Origin of the sequence: Mycobacterium sp. 852002-40037_SCH5390672 (assembly GCF_001665875.1) — a bacterium.
Lineage (GTDB): Bacteria > Actinomycetota > Actinomycetes > Mycobacteriales > Mycobacteriaceae > Mycobacterium.
Genome location: NZ_LZTA01000092.1, coordinates 1 through 18,349, shown reverse-complemented (window position 1 = coordinate 18,349; position 18,349 = coordinate 1). Strand labels below are relative to the sequence as shown.

At 67.0% G+C, this 18,349-nt stretch carries 14 protein-coding genes; 9 read left to right on the top strand and 5 right to left on the bottom strand.

What is annotated here, in order from left to right; all coding sequences use genetic code 11:
• Positions 1-60: 60 nt before the first annotated feature.
• Positions 61-1,599 (bottom strand): dolichyl-phosphate-mannose--protein mannosyltransferase, encoded by a 1,539-nt coding sequence (locus A5782_RS16530; protein WP_197694257.1) that lies wholly within the window; start codon positions 1,597-1,599, stop codon positions 61-63.
• An 81-nt stretch (positions 1,600-1,680) separates the two neighbouring features.
• Here A5782_RS16530 and rsmI point away from each other — a divergent pair, with 81 nt between their 5' ends.
• Complete coding sequence (rsmI, locus tag A5782_RS16525) at positions 1,681-2,517, top strand: 16S rRNA (cytidine(1402)-2'-O)-methyltransferase (RefSeq protein WP_067102371.1); 837 nt, start codon at positions 1,681-1,683, stop codon at positions 2,515-2,517.
• Between the two features lie 14 nt (positions 2,518-2,531).
• On the opposite strand, the gene A5782_RS16520 is transcribed toward rsmI, so the two are convergent.
• Genes A5782_RS16520 through A5782_RS16510 form a run of 3 tightly spaced genes read right to left on the bottom strand, consistent with a single transcriptional unit; the run spans position 2,532 to position 5,938 of the window.
• Positions 2,532-3,782, bottom strand: a complete 1,251-nt coding sequence (locus A5782_RS16520; RefSeq protein WP_067102368.1) for an aminodeoxychorismate synthase component I — start codon at positions 3,780-3,782, stop codon at positions 2,532-2,534.
• 51 nt (positions 3,783-3,833) lie between these two features.
• Positions 3,834-4,745, bottom strand: a complete 912-nt coding sequence (locus A5782_RS16515; protein WP_067102365.1) for an RNA polymerase sigma-70 factor — start codon at positions 4,743-4,745, stop codon at positions 3,834-3,836.
• Positions 4,742-5,938: an NAD(P)/FAD-dependent oxidoreductase gene (locus A5782_RS16510; protein ID WP_067102362.1), complete on the bottom strand. Its 1,197-nt coding sequence runs from the start codon at positions 5,936-5,938 to the stop codon at positions 4,742-4,744. Before A5782_RS16510 ends, A5782_RS16515 begins: the two co-directional genes overlap by 4 nt.
• A gap of 395 nt (positions 5,939-6,333) precedes the next feature.
• Here A5782_RS16510 and A5782_RS16505 point away from each other — a divergent pair, with 395 nt between their 5' ends.
• On the top strand, positions 6,334-8,007 hold the full coding sequence (locus A5782_RS16505) for a hypothetical protein (protein WP_067102417.1): 1,674 nt from the start codon (positions 6,334-6,336) through the stop codon (positions 8,005-8,007).
• A gap of 206 nt (positions 8,008-8,213) precedes the next feature.
• A complete protein-coding gene (locus tag A5782_RS16500; protein ID WP_067102359.1) occupies positions 8,214-10,079 on the top strand; it encodes a bifunctional diguanylate cyclase/phosphodiesterase in 1,866 nt (621 codons plus the stop codon).
• Between the two features lie 7 nt (positions 10,080-10,086).
• On the opposite strand, the gene A5782_RS16495 is transcribed toward A5782_RS16500, so the two are convergent.
• Positions 10,087-10,881: an FkbM family methyltransferase gene (locus tag A5782_RS16495; protein WP_067102356.1), complete on the bottom strand. Its 795-nt coding sequence runs from the start codon at positions 10,879-10,881 to the stop codon at positions 10,087-10,089.
• A gap of 393 nt (positions 10,882-11,274) precedes the next feature.
• Here A5782_RS16495 and A5782_RS16490 point away from each other — a divergent pair, with 393 nt between their 5' ends.
• From A5782_RS16490 to A5782_RS16465, 6 genes are all read left to right on the top strand, one after another.
• The gene (locus A5782_RS16490) at positions 11,275-12,954 is read left to right on the top strand and encodes a hypothetical protein (protein ID WP_231986707.1); all 1,680 of its coding nucleotides are present in this window, start codon (positions 11,275-11,277) and stop codon (positions 12,952-12,954) included.
• 148 nt (positions 12,955-13,102) lie between these two features.
• Positions 13,103-14,569: a polysaccharide biosynthesis tyrosine autokinase gene (locus A5782_RS16485; RefSeq protein WP_067102350.1), complete on the top strand. Its 1,467-nt coding sequence runs from the start codon at positions 13,103-13,105 to the stop codon at positions 14,567-14,569.
• Positions 14,566-16,074 carry an O-antigen ligase gene (locus A5782_RS16480; protein WP_067102346.1) on the top strand — a complete coding sequence of 503 codons (1,509 nt, stop codon included), beginning with the start codon at positions 14,566-14,568 and terminating at the stop codon, positions 16,072-16,074. The genes A5782_RS16485 and A5782_RS16480 overlap by 4 nt, the downstream gene beginning before the upstream one ends.
• 105 nt (positions 16,075-16,179) lie before the next feature.
• A complete protein-coding gene (locus A5782_RS16475) occupies positions 16,180-17,196 on the top strand; it encodes a glycosyltransferase family 4 protein (RefSeq protein ID WP_067102411.1) in 1,017 nt (338 codons plus the stop codon).
• 16 nt (positions 17,197-17,212) lie between these two features.
• Complete coding sequence (locus A5782_RS16470; protein WP_067102414.1) at positions 17,213-18,139, top strand: aldo/keto reductase; 927 nt, start codon at positions 17,213-17,215, stop codon at positions 18,137-18,139.
• Positions 18,136-18,349: FAD-dependent oxidoreductase (locus tag A5782_RS16465; protein WP_156623993.1), on the top strand; the 214-nt coding region annotated here is incomplete at its 3' end. The genes A5782_RS16470 and A5782_RS16465, both read left to right, overlap by 4 nt.

The window sequence follows — 18,349 nt, the reverse complement described above, 5'->3', positions numbered from 1 at the left end:
GCCGCCACGGTCGCGGTTGCCCGCGAACAGCAGCCTTCACGGCAATCTCGGCGCAGAAAGCTAACGCCAGCTGGGCAGCCAAATCTCCATGTTCCACGTCTGCTGCGAAATCGGCAGACCGGTGAGCACCGGGAACAGCCACGCGAAGTTGGTGACCACCAGCGCCACGTACGCGCAGACGGCGATCAGTCCCAGCGTGCGTCGCTCCGAGTTCGGCTGAAGCCGCAGCCGACGGGGCGGGGCTCCGGGGGTGTAGAGGATGTCGCCGCAAATCAGCGCGATGGCCATCACCAGGAACGGCGCCATGGTCGCCGCGTAGAAGAAGTACATCTGCCGGTCGATGTCGGCGAACCAGGGCAGCCAACCCGCGCAGTAACCGACCAGCACCGCGGCGTAACGCCAGTCGCAGCGCACCAGCATGCGCCACAACGCGAAAACCAAGACCGGCACCGCCAACCACCACATCGCCGGAGTGCCCACCAGCATCTCGGCCTTGACGCACGATTGGGCGCCGCACCCGGGGACGTTCTGCTCGTCGATGGCGTAGAGCACCGGCCGCAACGACATCGGCCAGCTCCACGGTTTCGATTCCCATGGGTGGTAGTTACCGGCGGAATTCGTTAAGCCCGCATGGAATTGGAACGCTTTGGCGGTGTAATGCCACAGCGACCGGATGGCGTCGGGCAGTGGCACCACCGAGTGGGGGCCGATCGTCTGGCCCACCTCGTGCCGGTCGATGGCGGTCTCGGAGGCGAACCACGGTGCGTAGCTGGCCAGATACACCAAGACCGGGATGACCCCCAGCGCATACGCGGTGGGAATGAGGTCGCGCCGCAAGGTCCCCAGCCAGGGCCGGGTGACCTGGTACTGACGCCGCGCGGCCACGTCGAACGCCAGCGACATGGCACCGAAGAACAGCACGAAATACAAGCCGGACCACTTTGTGCCGCACGCCAATCCGAGCAGGATGCCGGCGCCGAAGCGCCACCATCGCACGCCCAGCCGCGGGCCCCACACAGTGTCGGCGTTGCGGCCCTCCTGCAGCGCGATGTGCATCCGTTGCCGAACCTGGTCACGGTCGACGATCAGCGCGCCGAACGCCGCGACCACAAAAAAGGTGAGTATGCCGTCGAGCAACGCGGTCCGCTCGGCGACAAAGCTGACGCCGTCGCAGATCACCAGCACGCCGGCGATCGCGCCGATCAATGTCGAGCGGCTGATCCGCCGGACGATCCGCATCACCAGCGCCACCATCACCACGCCGAGCAATGCGCCGGTGAACCGCCAGCCGATCCCGCTGTAGCCGAAGATGGCCTCGCCGAGGGCGATCAGTTGCTTGCCGACCGGCGGGTGGACCACCAGGCCGAACCCGGGATTGTCTTCCACACCGTGGTTGTGCAGCGCCTGCCAGGCCTGCGGAGCGTAGTGCTTTTCGTCGAAGACCGGCGTGCCGCCGTCGGTGGGTGAGCCCAGGTTCAAGAAGCGGGTGATCGCCGCCATTAGCGTGATCACGCCGGTCACCACCCAGCCGCGGACCTGATCGGTCGGCCCGAAATCGGCCACCGGAACCAGCGGTCCGGGACTGACGACGGGCACCACGCGCTCTTTTTCGGCACCCTCCAAGGTCAAGGGGGCTTCGCGGGGCGGGGCGGTCATCACGTCGATCGTAGGCTGTCGGTCATGACCACCGGCCGCCTGTTGCTGGGCGCGACGCCCCTGGGCCAGCCGTCGGATGCCTCCCCCCGCCTGCTGGACGCCCTGGCCCGAGCCGATGTGGTGGCCGCCGAGGACACCCGGCGAGTGCGCACCTTGGCCAAGGCCCTCGATGTGCGGATCACCGGTCGGGTGATCAGCATGTTCGACCAGGTTGAGGCCGCACGAGCGGAGTCCGTGGTCGAGGCGATCCAGGCCGGCGCGACGGTGCTGGTGGTCAGCGACGCCGGGATGCCGCTGATCAGCGACCCCGGGTATCGGTTGGTGACCGCCTGTGTTCAGGCCGGTCTGCCGGTGCGCTGCCTACCCGGGCCGTCGGCGGTGACGACCGCGCTGGCCGTGTCCGGTCTGCCGGCCGAGAAGTTCTGCTTCGAGGGGTTCGCCCCGCGCAAGAAGGCGGCGCGGCGGAGCTGGCTGGATTCACTGGCCGATGAGCGGCGCACCTGCGTGTTCTTCGAATCTCCGCGGCGGTTGTCCGCCTGCTTGCAGGACGCCGTCGAGCGGCTCGGCGGCGCACGCCGGGCGGCGATCTGCCGGGAGCTGACCAAGGTGCACGAGGAAGTGGTGCGCGGCTCGCTCGACGAGCTCGCGGCGTGGGCGGCCGACGGTGTGCTGGGTGAGATCACCGTGGTGCTGGCCGGCGCGACCCCGCGTGCCGACCTGCCGGCGCTGGTCGCCGAGGTCGAGATTCTGGTCGCCGGTGGCACGCGCGTCAAGGACGCGTGCGGTGAGGTATCCGCCGCGCATCCGGGGGTGCGCTCGCGCCAGCTCTACGACGCGGTGCTGCGGTCCCGCCGCGACTGAGGCCGCGCTATCCGTCAGCCGGCCCGGCGCGCGGCGGCGATGGACGGCAGCCCGACGATGGGGGACGCCTTGTGCAGGCATTCGGCCCACTCGGCGTCCGGGTCGGAGTCGGCGGTGATCCCGCCGCCGACGCCCAGCACCGCGCCACCCGCGGCATCGAATTCGACGGTGCGGATCGCGACGTTCAACTCGCAGCCGGCCACCGGTGATGCCAATCCGATTGCACCGCAGTATATTCCGCGCCGATTCGGCTCCCATTGCGAGAGCAGTTGGCGGGCGCGGTGTTTGGGCGTCCCGGTGACCGAGGCCGGGGGGAAGGTGGCGTCCAGCAGCGCCGATGTCGGCAGCTCGGTGGTGACGTGCGCGGACACCGTCGACACCAGGTGCCACACGCCCGGGGCCCGTCGCACCACCAACAACTCGGGCACGGTCACCGTGCCGACGATCGCCACCCGGCCAAGGTCGTTGCGCACCAGGTCGACGATCATGATGTTCTCGGCGACCTCCTTTGCCGACGCGCGCAGCGCCGACGGCCAGGCATCCAGCGGCAGGGTGCCCTTGATCGGGCTGGACGTGACGACCGTCCCGCGCCGCCGCAGGAAGAGCTCCGGAGACAGCGACGCCACCGCCCCCCACGTGCCGGCGACATAGGCCGCGCGCGCCGGGGAGGTGCGGGCGACGCCGTCGATGAAGAAGTCCAGCGGGGACCCGGTGACCGTCCCGGTGAACTGCGTGCACACGCAGGCCTGGTAGACCTCGCCGGCTCGGATGGCTTCCAGGCAGGCCAGCACCCCGTCGCGATGTGCCGCCCGGTCGGCGATGCCCCACTCGATGTGACACTCGTGCGGCGTGGCCTTCGGAGTGCTCAGCGCGGTGGCGAGCCAATCCGGCATCGGCGCACCGGAGAGGCTCTCGTACCACCATTGGCCGTCGCGGTCGCGGCGCAGCACGCAGTCGGTCCAGCCGCCGGCGGCCTCGGGAATCCGATTGGGCCGGGCGTTGGTTCCAGGGTCGGGATACGACAGGTAACCAATCCAACCGCCGCCCACCGCGTGCGGCTCGGGCGTCCGCGATGCCGGGACCGCGAACACGTCGTCGACGTGCACCGGCCGCACCGACAGGCTCGGGGCGATCACCGCCAGGGCGCCGAACCACTCGCCGGTCAGCGCGGCCGGCGGAGGCAGACCCAGCCGGCCGGTGGCGTCGCCCACGGCGCGCAGCACCTGGGGTGCGGCGCCAAGATCGCCGAGCCGGTCGATTCGCACAGCCCTAGCTTGACAGAGCGGTGGGGTTTCGCAGCCCCGGCGTCCGCGCGCTCAGCCGCGGCTGATGTCGCGGGCGGTGGCCAGGGCCGCCAGTTTCTGGGGGTTGCGCATCACATAGAAGTTGGTGATCTTGTCCTCGACGATCTCCAGCGTGATCACGCCTTCGAGCTGTTCGCCGAGGTACAGCAGCACCGCCGGGGCGCTGTTGCAGGTCACCATGTCCACCCGCAGCGTGCCGAGTGCCGCGGCCCGGCGCAGCAGGCCGGCGATCGCGCGGGCCACCTTCTCGGCGCCGACCACCGGCCGGCGAGCGGCGCTCACCACGCCGCCGCTGTCGGCGGTCCAGGTGGCATCCGGGGCGAGCATCGTCATCAGCGCTTCCACGTCACCGCCGGCCGCGGTGGCCAGGAACTGCGCGGTGATTTCGGCGTTGCGCTCCGGGTCCACCGTGTCGAATCGCTTCCGCCGGGCCCGCACGTGTTCGCGCGCCCGGTGGGCGACCTGACGCACGGTGGGCGCCGGCCTGCCCACCGCCTCGGCGATCTCGCCGTAGTCGAATCCGAACACCTCGCGCAGCACGAACACGGCCCGCTCATCGGGACTCAACGTCTCCAGCAACACCAGCATCGCCATCGAAATCGATTCCGCCAGAACAATATCGGCAGCGGGATCCTGCTGTTCGAGCAGCAAGGGCTCGGGCAGCCACGGCCCCACGTAATCCTCGCGCCGGCGAGCACCGGCCCGCAGCGAGTTCAGTGCCTGGCGGGTCACCAGCTGGGCCAGATACGACTTGGTGTCGCGTACCGTCGCCAAGTCGACCGCCGCCCACCGCAGATAGCTGTCCTGCAAGACGTCGTCGGCCTCGGTCGCCGAGCCCAGCATCTCGTAGGCGATGGTGAACAGCAGCGGCCGCAGCAAGGTGAACCGTTCGGCGTGCTCGCTGCCGGTCGGTGCTTGCGTCATCGCGCGGCGACCCCCTCGTCGGCGGGTGACTGTGCGGGGCGCTTACCGCCCTTGATCCAGCGATACGACCCGGGCTTGGCGGCCTCGCGCCGGATCGACCACAGCGTGCCCTTGCAGATCGCTTCCTTGACCGACGCCGCCGCGCGGCCCCCGAGGAACATGTTCACCGGGGTGTCATCGGTGCGGGAGAACTGCACGGTGGCGTGCGTGCGGCCCAGGCTGATGCACTGCCCGACGAACGCCTGGCTCAGCGCCGCGGGGTCGTCGCCGGCGATGCGGCTGAGCACGGTGTTGGCGGCCTGGGCGCCCATCGGGCCGGCGGCCTGGCAGCTCATCCGCAACGCCTGACCGGACGGTGCCGCGGCGTCACCCGCGGCGACGATGCGCTCGTCGTCGATGCTGGTGAGCGTCTCGTCGGTGAGCAGCCTGCCCATCGGGTCGGTGCGCAGACCGCTGCGCGCGGCCAGGTCCGGCACGGCGAATCCGGCCGTCCAGATGGTCGCTGCGCTGGGCAGGACAACGCCGTCGGTGAGCACCACCTCATCCCAGCGCACCTCGGCCACCGCCACGGACTCCAGCACGTTGACACCCAGGCGTCGCAGCCGCTTGGCCACCGAACGCCGGCCCCGCTTACTCAGCGACGGACCGAGAACGGGGCCGCAGACCAGGGTCACCGGGCGCCCGCGCTCGGCCAGCTCGGAGGCGGTCTCGATGCCGGTCAACCCGCCACCGACCACCGCGATGGGTGCGGGCAGGGGCAGATCGGTGAGCGCGTAGTGCAGTCGTTGCGCGCTTTCCAGGTCGGCGACCGAATGCGCGAATTCGGCGTAGCCGGGCACCTCGGAAGCCCCAGTTGCGGTCGCGCCCGTGCTTCCCACGGTGTAGATCAGGTAGTCGTAGTTCAGCTCGGCGCCCGAGGTCAGCAGGACCCGCCGGCCGGCGGTCTCGATGACCTCGACGCTGTCGACGACCAACTCGATCCCCTCACCCAACAGCGTCGCGTAATCGGCGGTCGCTGCGGCGGTGTCGGCAACCAACTGGTGCAACCGAATTCGCTCGACGAAGACCGGTCGGGGATTCACCACGGTGATGTCGATGTCCGGGCGCTGGCGCAGATGGTTGGCCGCCAGGGTTCCGGCGTATCCGGCGCCGACAACGACGACATGTGTTCTTTGCGGGGCCACCTCGGTCATGACTGTCTCCTATTCGTGAGGACGTGTGCCCTTGAGACACCGCAGACACGCCGAGCGTGACAGGCTTGCCCGCAATTGTGACCCGTCTCACTGCGGGCCCCTGGGGGCTGACGGCGGATTTGCGGCTGCACCCCCGCTGAGCTGCGGCGAAGCTATGCCGAAACGCGCATGCTACGCTGCGCTACGCCAATTCGTGGCCTGCCCCGGGCCGAATGCACGCACCACTGGAACGCGCGAAATATGGGGTCTCACTTCGGAGCGCATCGGTGTGTATTGGGAGAAGCAACCTTGACGACGACCATCGCTTTGACTGGGCCAGGCGCCGCGCCGGCATCGGCGCAGTCGCGGAGCCTTCGCGGGCCGTTGTCGTCGGGCGCGATCTGCCGCCGGTGACCATGGTCTGCTCACTGAGGAAACGTGTGCTGGCCGCTGCGGTGTGCGCGGCGGTGGTGCTCAGCGGTTGCGGCGGTAAGAGCGACCCCGGGCCGCTGTCGGCGATGGTCAGTCCGGCCATCCCGCTTACCGCGCAGGAGATACCCAACCCGCTGCGCGGCCAATACGAGGAAATGCTGAATCCGCTGTTCCCACAAGGTAATTCAACGCAGCAGCGATACTCTGCCTGGCCGGCGTCGTACGACGCCAGCTTGCGCGTCTCGTGGCGGCAGCTACAGCCCGTCGATCCGCGCACGTTGCCCCCGGAGGCACCCGACGACCGCAAATTCGATTTCAGCGCGATCGACGACGCGCTGGCCAAGCTCGGGTCCCGGAACATGCGCCTGACGCTGGGCGTGTACGTCTTCAAATCCTGTTGCAACGACTCCTATTCGGACAACACCAACATCGCGATTCCGGACTGGCTGCGCCCCTCGGCCGCCAGCTACCCCGCGCCGCCGAATGGTTCCGCCCCGGGCGTCACCCAGCTGGTACCGAACTTCAACGACCCCGACTACCTCAACGGCGTCAGCCAGCTGCTGGCCGCGCTCGGCCGACGTTATGACGGCGACGAGCGCCTCAGCGTGTTCGAGTTCTCCGGCTACGGGGACTTCGGCCAGAACCAGCTCGCGTATCTGCGTGATTCGCTGAGCGCGCCAGGCCCCACTCCCGACGACAGCACCGCGAAGTTGGGCTATTACAGCCAGTTCCGTGACCAGACCATCACCAAAGCCTCCATTGCGCAGTTGGTCACGGCGAACGTCAATGCCTTCCCGCACACCCAACTGGTGGTGGCACCGCAGAATCCGGAGATCGTCCGCGAACTGTTCGCCGACGACGTCACCAAGAAATTGGCGGCGCCGGTGGGCATCCGGGCGGACTGCCTCGGCGTGCGGGCGCCCCTGCCGGAATGGGCCGAGGCCAACGACTCGCACTACGTCCGCTCCAGCGATGCGGTCGTCAACGCGATCAAGCAGCGGCTGCTGACGGCGCTGGTGATCAGCCAGTGGTGTCGATTGCCGAGCGGAGCCGATCCCCGGTCGTATTACGAGAAGGGCCTGCACGACGTCATCCGGTATCACGTGTCGATGACGTCGAGCGCGGATTTCCCGGACCGTGACGCGATGTCGGCGATGGACCCCAAGCTGTTTCAGCTGTGGGCCCAGGCCAATACGTCCGCCGGCTACCGGTATTCGGTCGAGGCGAAGCCGGGATCGCAGTCGATCCAGGGCAAGGTGGCGACCATCTCGGTGGCCTGGACCAACTACGGCGCGGCGGCGGCCACCGAGCATTGGGTGCCCGGCTACAAACTGGTCGACTTCTCCGGGGCGGTGGTTCGCAGCCTGCCCGCGACCGTCAACCTCAAGACGCTGGTCCACGACGAATCCAGCCAATCCCGTGAGGAACCGGTCCCGGAGTCGGCCGGCGAGTCGGTGCACGTCGACGTCAGTGGCCTGGCGCCCGGCCACTACACGCTGCGCGCCTCGGTGGAATGGCAACAGCACATACCGGGCGCCTCACACGTGGTGAACTACGCGCCGATGGCCCTGGCCCGGGATGGCCGTGACGGCTCCGGGCTGTACTCGATTGCCACACTTGACGTGCCGAGCGGCTCCGCCTCAGCAAACGGTCAGTGACCCGCCGCGGCCCCGGTGACGCGCCGCCAGCCCGCATCTCGTCGTAAGTCCTGATGGACCGGGCCGTGCGTGATACCGTCTCCTGACGGATTTCGGCCGCGTCGCCGCGCGGTTCGAAGTGCAGCCAGCAAACAACCGAGCGAACTTTCGGACCCCGTCGATGGGTATTCGAACGGGGTCGCCGTGTGCCCCGTATCGGAGGACCCGTGCCGCGCAGCCTGGACCTGGTGGTCACCTCCGTCGCCACCCAGCTGATGGAGGCCACGGCATCCACGGCGACCCAGGTCAGCGAGAAGGTTCTCGCGCAGCTCGTCGAGCAGTTCGATGTGGACGCCAGTTTCTTGCGTCACCACGAGCAGGACACCGGGGCCTCGGTGTTGGTTGCCGAGTGGCCTCGACGAGCCGACTCGGCAGATCCGGATTCGATGGCCGATCTCGAATTCGACGGCGCCGGGTCGGTGCTCGCCCAATGCGAGCGCGACAGGAAGCCGGTGGTGACCCGGCCGGAGGCGCCCGACGGCTGGTTTCGCCGCTCGCTGAACCAGAGCAGGGCACCGGTCACACCCTCGTTGGCCGTCGCCCCGCTGGTGTCCGGCGATGCGGCCACCGGTGTCCTCGGCTTCGTCAAGTACGGCGCCCGCAGGTGGAAACAGGAGGAGATCAACACGCTCGAGGCGGTCGCCGCCCTGTTCGCTCAGCTGCAAGCCCGTATCGCCGCCGAAGAACGGCTTCGCTATCTCGCCGAACACGACGACCTGACCGGCGTCTACAACCGTCGGGCGTTGGTCGCGCATCTGACCGAACGGCTCGCGGCGGGAAGCGCGGGACCCGTCGCGGTCTTCTACCTCGACCTCGACCGGCTCAAGCCGATCAACGATTACCTCGGCCACTCCGCGGGCGACTGGTTCATCAGGATGTTCGCCCAACGCATCGAGGAGTGCGCGGGAAGCCAAAGCATGATCGCCCGGCTGGGTGGCGACGAATTCGTGGTCATCCCGGACCAGCCGATGTCCTCGCAGGATGCCGAGGCGTTCGCGCGTCGCCTGTCGTCGATGCTGTGCGACCGCCTCACCATGGGCGGGCACGTGATCAGTCGGACTGTCAGCATCGGACTGGCGGTCGGCACGCCCGGGACCGACAACTGCGCCGATCTGCTCCGGCGGGCGGACGAGGCCGTGCTGACGGCCAAGCGCGCCGGCGGTAACCAGACCGCGGTGTCCACCGATGACATGGCGCTGAAACGAGCCTTCCGCAACGACATCGAGCTGCACCTGCAGGGCGATATCGAAAGCGAAGGCCTGATCCTGCACTACCTGCCCGAGGTCGACCTGTGGACCGGCGCCATCGTGGGCGCCGAGGCGCTGGTGCGCTGGCGGCACCCGGTGTGGGGGCTGCTGTTGCCCGACGCGTTCATCGGTGTGGCCGAAACGACCAACCTGGCCGCCGAATTGGGCCGGTGGGTGATGCGCAGCGCCTGCGGCGAGTTCAGCCGGTGGCGGGCCAACGGTGTCGGGCAGGGCGCCATGCTGCGCATCAACGTGTCGCCCATCCAACTGATCAGCCGCGGATTCGTGGAAAGTGTCGCCGACACGATCGGCGAGTTCGGGATCGATGCCGAATCGGTGTGCCTGGAGATCACCGAGCGCGCGGTGGTACACGACATCGACACCACGCGAAAGACCTTGGCGGAGCTCAAGAAAGTGGGCGTGCAGATCGCCATCGACGACTTCGGCACCGGTTACGCCGTCCTGTCGCACCTGAAGTCTCTGCCTGTCGACATGCTCAAGATCGATGCCGGATTCGTGCGTGACGTCGGAACCAACGCCGGTGACCTGGCCATCGTCCGCGCGATCATCGGACTGGCCGAGGCGTTTGGTCTGGAAGTGGTCGCCGAAGGCGTCGAGACAGCCGCTGCCGCATTGACTTTGATGCAACACGGGTGCCATCGGGCGCAAGGCTTCTTGTTGTCGCGTCCCATCCCTGGCGATGCGATGGAAGCGTTGCTGTCGGCGCGCTGGATGCCGATGCCGTTTCTGGCCGATCGTGAGTCGTCGTCGCTGGGCTCGCTCTAGCAGCGGCTCAGGCGTTCTCGGGCAAGAAGACGAAGTTGTTGACGTAGATGCCGTGGCCCGCCCAACCGTTCTCCTGGCTGCCGACGTTGGCCGGATCCTGATGTCTGGCCGGGTCGAACTCCGCGATCGGCCGCCGAACACCCCCGAGATCGAAATAACCTGCATAACCGAGCCCATTCAGCAGCGCGGTGATCTCGGCGACGGAATTGCGATGGTGGCGTTCCTCGGCTTCCACCACAATCGCTGGGCGGTGGTGTGTGAGTGTCTCTGTGGCGCCACGCAACACGGCGAGTTCATGGCCCTCGACGTCGATCTTGATCAGACCGATGTCTTCCAGGTCCAGATCGTCGAGGCGTCTGACCGGCACGTCGATGCTCTCAATATTGCCGCCGTGCACGTCGCCTAGCTGGTTGCCGGCTTCGATTGTGCTGCGGCCCGGCTCGGACGCGACCACCCGCATGGCGAGTACGCCGGGTTCATCCGACAACGCCACCGCTTGCACTTGTACCGCGGCGCCCACCGCGTCGAACATCGACCCCAGATCGCGGGCCTGGGCCGGCCGGGGTTCGAACGCGATCACGGATCGTGACGTCGCCAGCATCGCGATCGTGAACTCACCGAGATCGGCGCCGATATCCAAGGAGATCCGGTGTGGATCGCACAACGACGCCACCAGCTGAATGTCCGGGCGGCATTGACCCAGTCCCTGCAGGATGCGGAATTTTCGCCGCCAGAACCGGCGCGGTGCCAGTGTCCTTGCCACAGGTGCGAGCCGGCGTTTGACCGAGCGTGCGACAGCCATCTGGGGTGATCTCCTGCCCGACTTGCGGAGCCATCAGCTTAGTCGACGCCGGCCGTCGACCACCGTGTCCGGCGCGCTGGGATCGGCGGGTGTTCATGCCGCCGGCGTGGCACGTGGTGGAAGAAGTGCCCTTCTTCAAGACGACCGGCTTTCGGACAGGCGTCCGGATTTGCCCGTGCGGCCGGGGTCTGGGCTATAGCCTGTTGTAAGCCTTGACATCCCGCACGACAACGTGACGTCAGCCAACGGGTCAACGACGGTAGTGAAACGCGAACCACCAGAGAGGCAGCACTCGATGCGTTTGATCCAGACGGGGCACGGCAGGCGCACGCCGACGTCGTTCCAGCCGTACCGCGAGCCGTTGTCGCCCGACGTGGTTTAGCGAAAGAAATCATGGTCCGGACAATTCGACGAAATATCCTGATCGTTGGCGTGTGCGTGGCGCTGGTGCTGAGTGGCTGCAGTCGTGGCACTGACCTTGGACCGCTGACCGCGATCGCCAGTCCGGCCATACCGCTGTCTGTGCAGGACGTATCGAATCCGCTGCGCGGCCAGTATGAAGATCTCCTGCAACCGTTGTTCCCGCAAGGCAATCGCGCGCAGCAACGGTATCCGGCGTGGCCTGCGTCCTTTGACGCGAGCTTGCGTGTCCCGTGGCGACAGTTGCAGCCCACCGATCCGAGCACGCTACCGCCTGACGCTCCTGACGATCGCAAGTTCGATTTCAGCGCGATCGATGACGCGCTGACGAAACTGGCCGGTCGCAACATGCGGCTGACCCTTCGCGTGGTCGCTTACAACTCCTGTTGCGACAACGCCTACCCGAACAACACGAACATCGCCATACCGGACTGGATGCGGTCGGCGGCAACCAATTACACCGGCCCGCAACGCTATTGGTGGACGCCCGGGGTGACGCATGTCGTCCCGAACTGGGATGACCCGAACTACCTGAACGCTTTCGGTCAGCTGTTGGGCGCGCTGGGCCGTCGCTATGACGGCGATGAGCGGCTGAGCGTTTTTGAGTTCTCCGGTTACGGCGATTTCAGCGAGAACCACATCTCATATCTGCGTGACACGTTGGGTGCGCCGGGCCCAGGGCCTGACGAAAGCGTCGCGAAGCTCGGGTATTACAGCCAGTTTCGTGACCAGAACATCACCACCGGATCTATTCGGCAGCTGGTCGCGGCGACCGTAAATGCCTTTCCTCACACGCAATTGGTGACGACGGCCCTGAACCCGGAGATTGTGCGTCAACTGCTCGCCGACGATGTCACGAAGAAACTGTCCGCGCCGGTGGGTATCCGTGCGGATTGCCTCGGAGTCCAGCCGCCGCTGCCCGCATGGGCGGAAAAGGATGGCTCGCACTACGTGCAGTCGAAGGACCCGCTGGTCAGCGCGCTGAAAAGCCGGATGACCTCGGCCCTGGTGATCACCGAATGGTGTCAGCTGCCCGACGGCACCGATCCACGGACCTATTACGAAAAGGGCCTGTACGACGTCGTCAAGTACCACGTGTCGATGACATCGAGTTACAACTTTCCGGCGGTGGATTCCACCACTTCGATGGACCCCGCGTTGTACCTGCTGTGGGCACAAGCCAACATCGTCGCCGGATACCGATATTCGGTCGAGGCCGGACAGGGATCGCAATCGGTGAACGACGGGAAGGCGACGCTGACCGTCGCCTGGACGAATTTCGGCGCCGCCGCGGCAACTGAGAATTGGGTCCCGGGCTACCGGCTGGTCGATTTCTCGGGAGCGGTGGTCCGTTCGTTTCCCGCGACGGTGACGCTGAAGTCGCTGATCCAAGGGCAACTCGGAGACGGCTCCCGCAAGGAACCCGTGCCCGCGTCGTCCACTGAGTCCCTGCACGTCGACCTGGCGGGCCTGGCCCCCGGGCACTACACGCTGTGCGCGTCGGTGAACTGGCAACAGCACAAGCCGGGCGCCTCGCATGTGGTGAACTATCCACCCATGCGCTTGGCCCGCGACGGACGTGACGGCACCGGATGCTATCCACTCGCGACGCTCGACCTGCGGCGCGATGCGCAAAGTCGTGCCTTGGGCTAGCGGCTGACCATCTGCTCGCAAGGCACGACTGGCGATTTCGGCAATGCGGGCGTGGCGATGCTGCATAATCTGCAGTGGTATGCGCGGCCGGTGCCGGAAATCTTCAGTGACGCTATTCGCGCCATAGTTTTAGAGAGGTTATCAGCCGATGGATTTCCGCACCTTTGTCCGGATTCTCGGCTTGCACTGGAAACTCGCGCTGACCGCCTTGCTGGCTTGTACGGTCGGCGCCGCGTTCGTTACGGCCTTGCAGACGAAGCACTACCAGTCCTCGGCCACGGTCCTGATCTCATTCTCGGGTGCTACCGACCTGAATGAGTTGTACAGCGGCACAGAGGCGGCACAAGAACGGCTGTCGTCATATGCCCAGATTGCCGGCGGGCGCATCGTGGCCGAGCGCGCGATTCGCCAGCTCCAGCTACCGCTGAGTACCGATGAGGTGCTGAGCCAAACCCAGGTGAAATACACTGCGAAATCGGTGCTCTTCACGATCAGTGTCAAAGACACCGATCCGGCGCGTGCCGCCGCACTGGCGGGCGCAATGGCCACTCAGTTCGGCGTGATCGTCCCAACTCTGGGCGGTCAGAATCCCGGTCCAAACGGCGTGAGCGGCCCGCTGCCCCCGGGACCACGCCTCGAGACGGGTGAGGCAACTCCGCCGTCGGGCCAGCCGTCGGACGTGCCCGCCTTGACCGGTCCAACGGGGAAGCCGTGGCCGGTTGCCCGGGCGACGGTGGTCGAACCGCCGCGGGTGCCCAGCATTCCGGTCTCGCCGGTGCCGATGCGCAACATGGTGATCGGGTTCATCGCCGGTGTGCTTCTTGCCATCGCGGTCGCGCTGACCCGCGAGGCCGGCGACCGCACCATTCGCACCCGCGAGAAGCTGGAAGGCGTCTCGGGGTTGCCGATTTTGGCGGAGCTGCCCGGAAAGCGCGGCACGGTTCCCCGATTCGGCACCGACGCCGCATCCGACGACGCCATGCGCGGCATGCGAACCCGGTTGCTCAGGGCGATAGGACCGGACGCCCGGCGGGTATTGGTGACCGGGCCGTTCGGCGGCGAAGGCACCACGACAACAGCGATGAACCTCGCACTCGCCCTCGCCGAAATGGGCGAAGACACACTGCTTGTCGAGGGCGACAGTCGCCGACATGTGGTCGCCGGATTGCTCAGGGTCGAATCGGGCGAGGGATTGGGCAACGCGCTGGCCAACCCCGACATCGCCGCCGAAGCGGTGAAGCCGACACCGATTTCGAAGCTGTTCATTCTGGCGTCCCGGTCCGCGCGCCGCGAGAGTTTGCCTGTCAGCGCCTATCTGCCAGAAGTGATCGACCGAGTCCTGCAAGGATTGTCGTCGCGCTTCGATCGAATCGTGGTCGACGGTCCGCCGGTTCTGGCGACGGCCGACGCCGGCCTGCTGGCCGGTGCCGTCAACGCGACGGTGTTGGTGGTGCGGGCGCGGCGCACCACGGCCGACGAACTCAATGACGCGCTGAGCGCCCTGCGCGCGGCCGGGGCGCAGGTTGTCGGCACCGTGCTGGTTGACGCGCGGCAGTCGTTGCACATCAGGGCGGCGGACCGCGCCTACCGATCAAAGGCCAGCGGGCCGGCGTGAACCTCTACCTGCGGGCCCGTCATCGCCTAGCAGTGGATGGAACTCTGCTGGCGTTGTTCGTGTTCGGGTGCTTGGTATTCGGCGTGCTCTCGGTGCGCCGAACCACCGAGGGCGTGCTGCTGACCGCCGCGTTGTTCTGCGTGGTCGTGTACTGGGTGAAACCCGAAGGGATGGTGGCGGTCACGCTGTTCGGGGCCTTCGCGGCGTTGCCAGAAGGCTTGCACGTCGGCAAAGTCATTGGCCCAGCGACTATTTACGCATACCACGTGGCCGCGGTGCTCGCGATCTGCTACCTGATCCCATCCGTGAGGCCGCGAGCCCACGATTTCCTGTTGCCGGGGATCTTGGTGCTCACGGTGGTGTGGTCGACCATCACCGGATTCGAAACCGGACACGATGATCTGGTGGTGATGCGTGAATCGTCCACCATGCTCGAAATGGCCATCGGATTCGTGCTGGCGTTACTTGTCGTCTACGGCGGTCACGTCAAATTCTCGATCCGGGTGATGATCGTGATTCTGTGGTTTTCGGCGGGCATGGCAATTGTGAGCTCGCTGTTTGCCATCCGGCTGGCCGGCCGCGCAGAAAGCCTGGAAGGGACCACGGGTGCCGGCCAAGCCGTGCGCATCATCCTGTCCACCCAAACTCTGGCCACCGCGGTCTTGTCCGCCCTGGTCGCCGCACCGATCGTCGGGCGCGTCAGGCCCGCAATGTATCTCGCGTTGGGCCCGCCGGCATTGAGCATTTCGCTGCTGTCCTTCTCCCGCAACACGCTGATCTCCATGGCGGTGGCCGCTGGCGTAGCTTTGCTTGGCAGCTTGAGCTGGGCAGCGGTGCGGCGCACGATCACGGCCGCTACGGTCGGCGTGGCCATGATCGCGGTAACGGTACCGGGGTCGCTGTTTTTGTTGCAACGCTCCAAGACCGGGGCATGGCTCAGCGATCAGTTCGCTGCCTTCAATCAGCGGGTGCTGGGCGGGGTGACGTCAAGCGCACTCGCCGTGGACGATTCGGCGCTGGAACGACTGCGCGAAATCAACCTCCTCAAGGAGACCATCGCCCGTGCCCCGGTGTTCGGCCATGGCCTGGGCTACGTGTATCAGCCGCCGACCGGGGACGACGAGTTCCATCTGTACCTCTATCCCGCCTATTCACACAACTTCTACCTCTGGTGGTTGGCCAAGGCCGGCGCAGTGGGCATGGCGGTGTTTGCGCTATTCGCGCTCACTCCCGTGATCCTGGCGCTGAAATGTGCGCCGGCGGCGGCGAAAATCAGTGCGGCGGTCGCCGCCGGGCTCCTTGCGATATCCGCCGTTTGGCCGTTGCCCGAAATGCCGATGGACGCACTGGGACTGGGCCTGGCTTTGGGCGCCGCGATGGGGTTCGCCGGTCTGCGGCGCAGAAGCGGTGACGGAGGTCAGGCCGACGCCGACACCGCGCCGGCGCTGACCCCGACGTCCGGCCCGACTACCCATGCCAATGTCGGCATCGCCGCGTCCGGCTGACCGAGCTCGTGACCAGCTTGCCGTGGGGCCCCGCCGGGTGCTGACCATCTACTTCGTCGCGCACACCTGCCACTCGCGGGTGCGCGGATGCGCGCCGGGCCGAACATGATCGCGGTGATGCACGTGGGTCCCGACATGTACAGCGTCGGCGGGACGCAGTCGGTGATCCGGGTCATCCGCGACAACAGGATTGGCGCCGACGACATCCGAGTCCTTTCGACGTGGGCAGGACCCCACCATCACCTGAAGAGCCTATTGCTCACGGCGCGCGCGGGGTTGGTGCTGGCGCGCGTCCCTGGCACGACCATCGTGCACTTTCATGTCTCGAATGGCGGAGCGTGGTTGCGGGAAGGATCCTTGATCCGACTGGCCAGGGCGCGCGGCCTCCGGGTGATCGTCACCGTCCATGGCTCCGATTTTCCCGAGTTCGCCCAAGCGCATCCCCACTTCGTGGGTGCCACGTTGAAGCATGCAGACCACGTGATCACCTTGTCGCAGGAAGCGGTTGCCGCGGTTGCCGAGGTGGCACCCGCGACGTCAACCACGATCGTGGCGAACCCGATCGTGATCGATCGAGATGCGCCCGGCGCCGGTTCGACGCCACCCGTGGTGCTTTTTGCCGGCACCGTCGGGCGGCGCAAAGGTGTCGACCGCCTTGTCGCGGCCTGGCGGCTACTGCTCGCCGAGGGTATCGAAGGGCGTTGCCGCATCATCGGTCCCATCGACGACTACACGCCGCCACCGACCGACCGGCTGACCGTTGAAGGCCCGGTACATCCGGATGAGGTGCGTGAGCTGCTCCGGTCGGTTCGAGTGGTCGCGCTCCCGTCGTCCGCGGAGGGAATGCCGATGATCCTGACCGAGGCCCTCGCCGGCGCGCGACCGTTTGTGGCAACTCCCGTGGGCGGTACAGCACAGCTTGCATCAGACCCGAGCATGCTCGTGCCGCTTGATGACGTACCCGCATTGGCTGCGGCGATCGGGCGCTACCTGCGCGACCCTGGCCTGGCTGAGCGTGACGGGCTACGCGGCCAGCAGCACGTCGCGGCCACCCGGAGCCCACAAGTCATCGATGCGCGGCTGCGCCAGATCTATGAGGGGTGTGGCATTGCGACGAGTTGAACTGCAGGGACCGCAATTGACGGTCAGTGCAATCGGTTTCGGATGCGGATCTTTGATGCAGTCGCCCTCCCGGAAGGAGCGCATGGCCGTGCTGGCCACCGCGATGGCCAGCGGCATCACCCATTTCGACACCGCGCGGATGTACGGCCTGGGCAGGGCAGAAGCAGAGCTGGGGGCGTTCTTGCGCACGGTCGAGCGCGACACCGTCACTATCGCTACCAAGTTCGGCATCGACGTGGGCGGCGCGGCGCGGCGCCTCGCCCGGTTCCAACGTCCGGCACGAGCATTGCTTCGCACGGCGCCTGCGCTGCGCCGCACCGTCAAGCGGCGCCAGGCGCCGCCCAAGGCCGCCCGCTTGTACGATTCGGCCCTCGCGGCGCGCAGCCTCGACCAGAGCCTCGCGGCGCTCGGCGTCGACTATGTCGACATCCTTTTCCTGCACGCACCGCGGCCCGGCGACGCGGTTGCCGGCGATGAGCTCCGCGAATTCTTCGAACGCACCCACCGGCAGGGCAAGATTCGCGCCTGGGGCGTCTCGCAGGATGAGGGACTCGACGCGGATTTCGCCCGGGCCTTCGCGCCCAATGGAGTGAGTCAACTTCGCAGCGACCTTCTCGATCCGGCACCGCGGCCCGCCCACCTGGCCTTCGGCGTTCTGAGCGGGCCGTACCGAAAACTCTCCGGAGCGCTGCGGGCGGACCCGGTGTTGGCCCGACGTTGGCGCGAGGCCCTGCAGGCCGATCCGCTGGCTCCCGGTGTGCTCTCCGGGCTGATCCTCGGATCCTCCGCCGCCGCAACGGGTTGTCAAGCGATCCTTTACAGCAGCACCAGGCCACAACGGGTCGCCGCGGCCGCTTCCGCCGTCTCGTCGTCGCCGGACGCGGAGACGGTGACGCGGTTTCTCGCTCTGGTCAAGGAGTTCCGAGAGGGGGCCGCCGCGTGATCCGCGGCGTGGCGGACTTCGCGCCCGGGATGACGATCGAGACCGACGTAGCGATCGTCGGGGCCGGTCCGATCGGCATCACGACAGCGCTCGAGCTTGCGGCAGCGGGCGTGCAGGTGACGCTGATCGAAAGCGGTCTCGATCGCACGGACCGGGCGGCACAAGAGCTATCGGCGTTCGATTCTCGCCAGGACGATTACTTCCATTCGC

Excerpts from the sequence above, each read along its gene's own strand:
- A5782_RS16510 (WP_067102362.1), bottom strand. The coding sequence starts at position 5,938 with ATGACCGAGGTGGCCCCGCAAAGAACACATGTCGTCGTTGTCGGCGCC.
- A5782_RS16505 (WP_067102417.1), top strand. The coding sequence starts at position 6,334 with ATGGTCTGCTCACTGAGGAAACGTGTGCTGGCCGCTGCGGTGTGCGCG.
- A5782_RS16495 (WP_067102356.1), bottom strand. The coding sequence starts at position 10,881 with ATGGCTGTCGCACGCTCGGTCAAACGCCGGCTCGCACCTGTGGCAAGG.
- A5782_RS16515 (WP_067102365.1), bottom strand. The coding sequence starts at position 4,745 with ATGACGCAAGCACCGACCGGCAGCGAGCACGCCGAACGGTTCACCTTG.
- A5782_RS16475 (WP_067102411.1), top strand. The coding sequence starts at position 16,180 with ATGATCGCGGTGATGCACGTGGGTCCCGACATGTACAGCGTCGGCGGG.
- A5782_RS16490 (WP_231986707.1), top strand. The coding sequence starts at position 11,275 with ATGGTCCGGACAATTCGACGAAATATCCTGATCGTTGGCGTGTGCGTG.
- rsmI (WP_067102371.1), top strand. The coding sequence starts at position 1,681 with ATGACCACCGGCCGCCTGTTGCTGGGCGCGACGCCCCTGGGCCAGCCG.
- A5782_RS16485 (WP_067102350.1), top strand. The coding sequence starts at position 13,103 with ATGGATTTCCGCACCTTTGTCCGGATTCTCGGCTTGCACTGGAAACTC.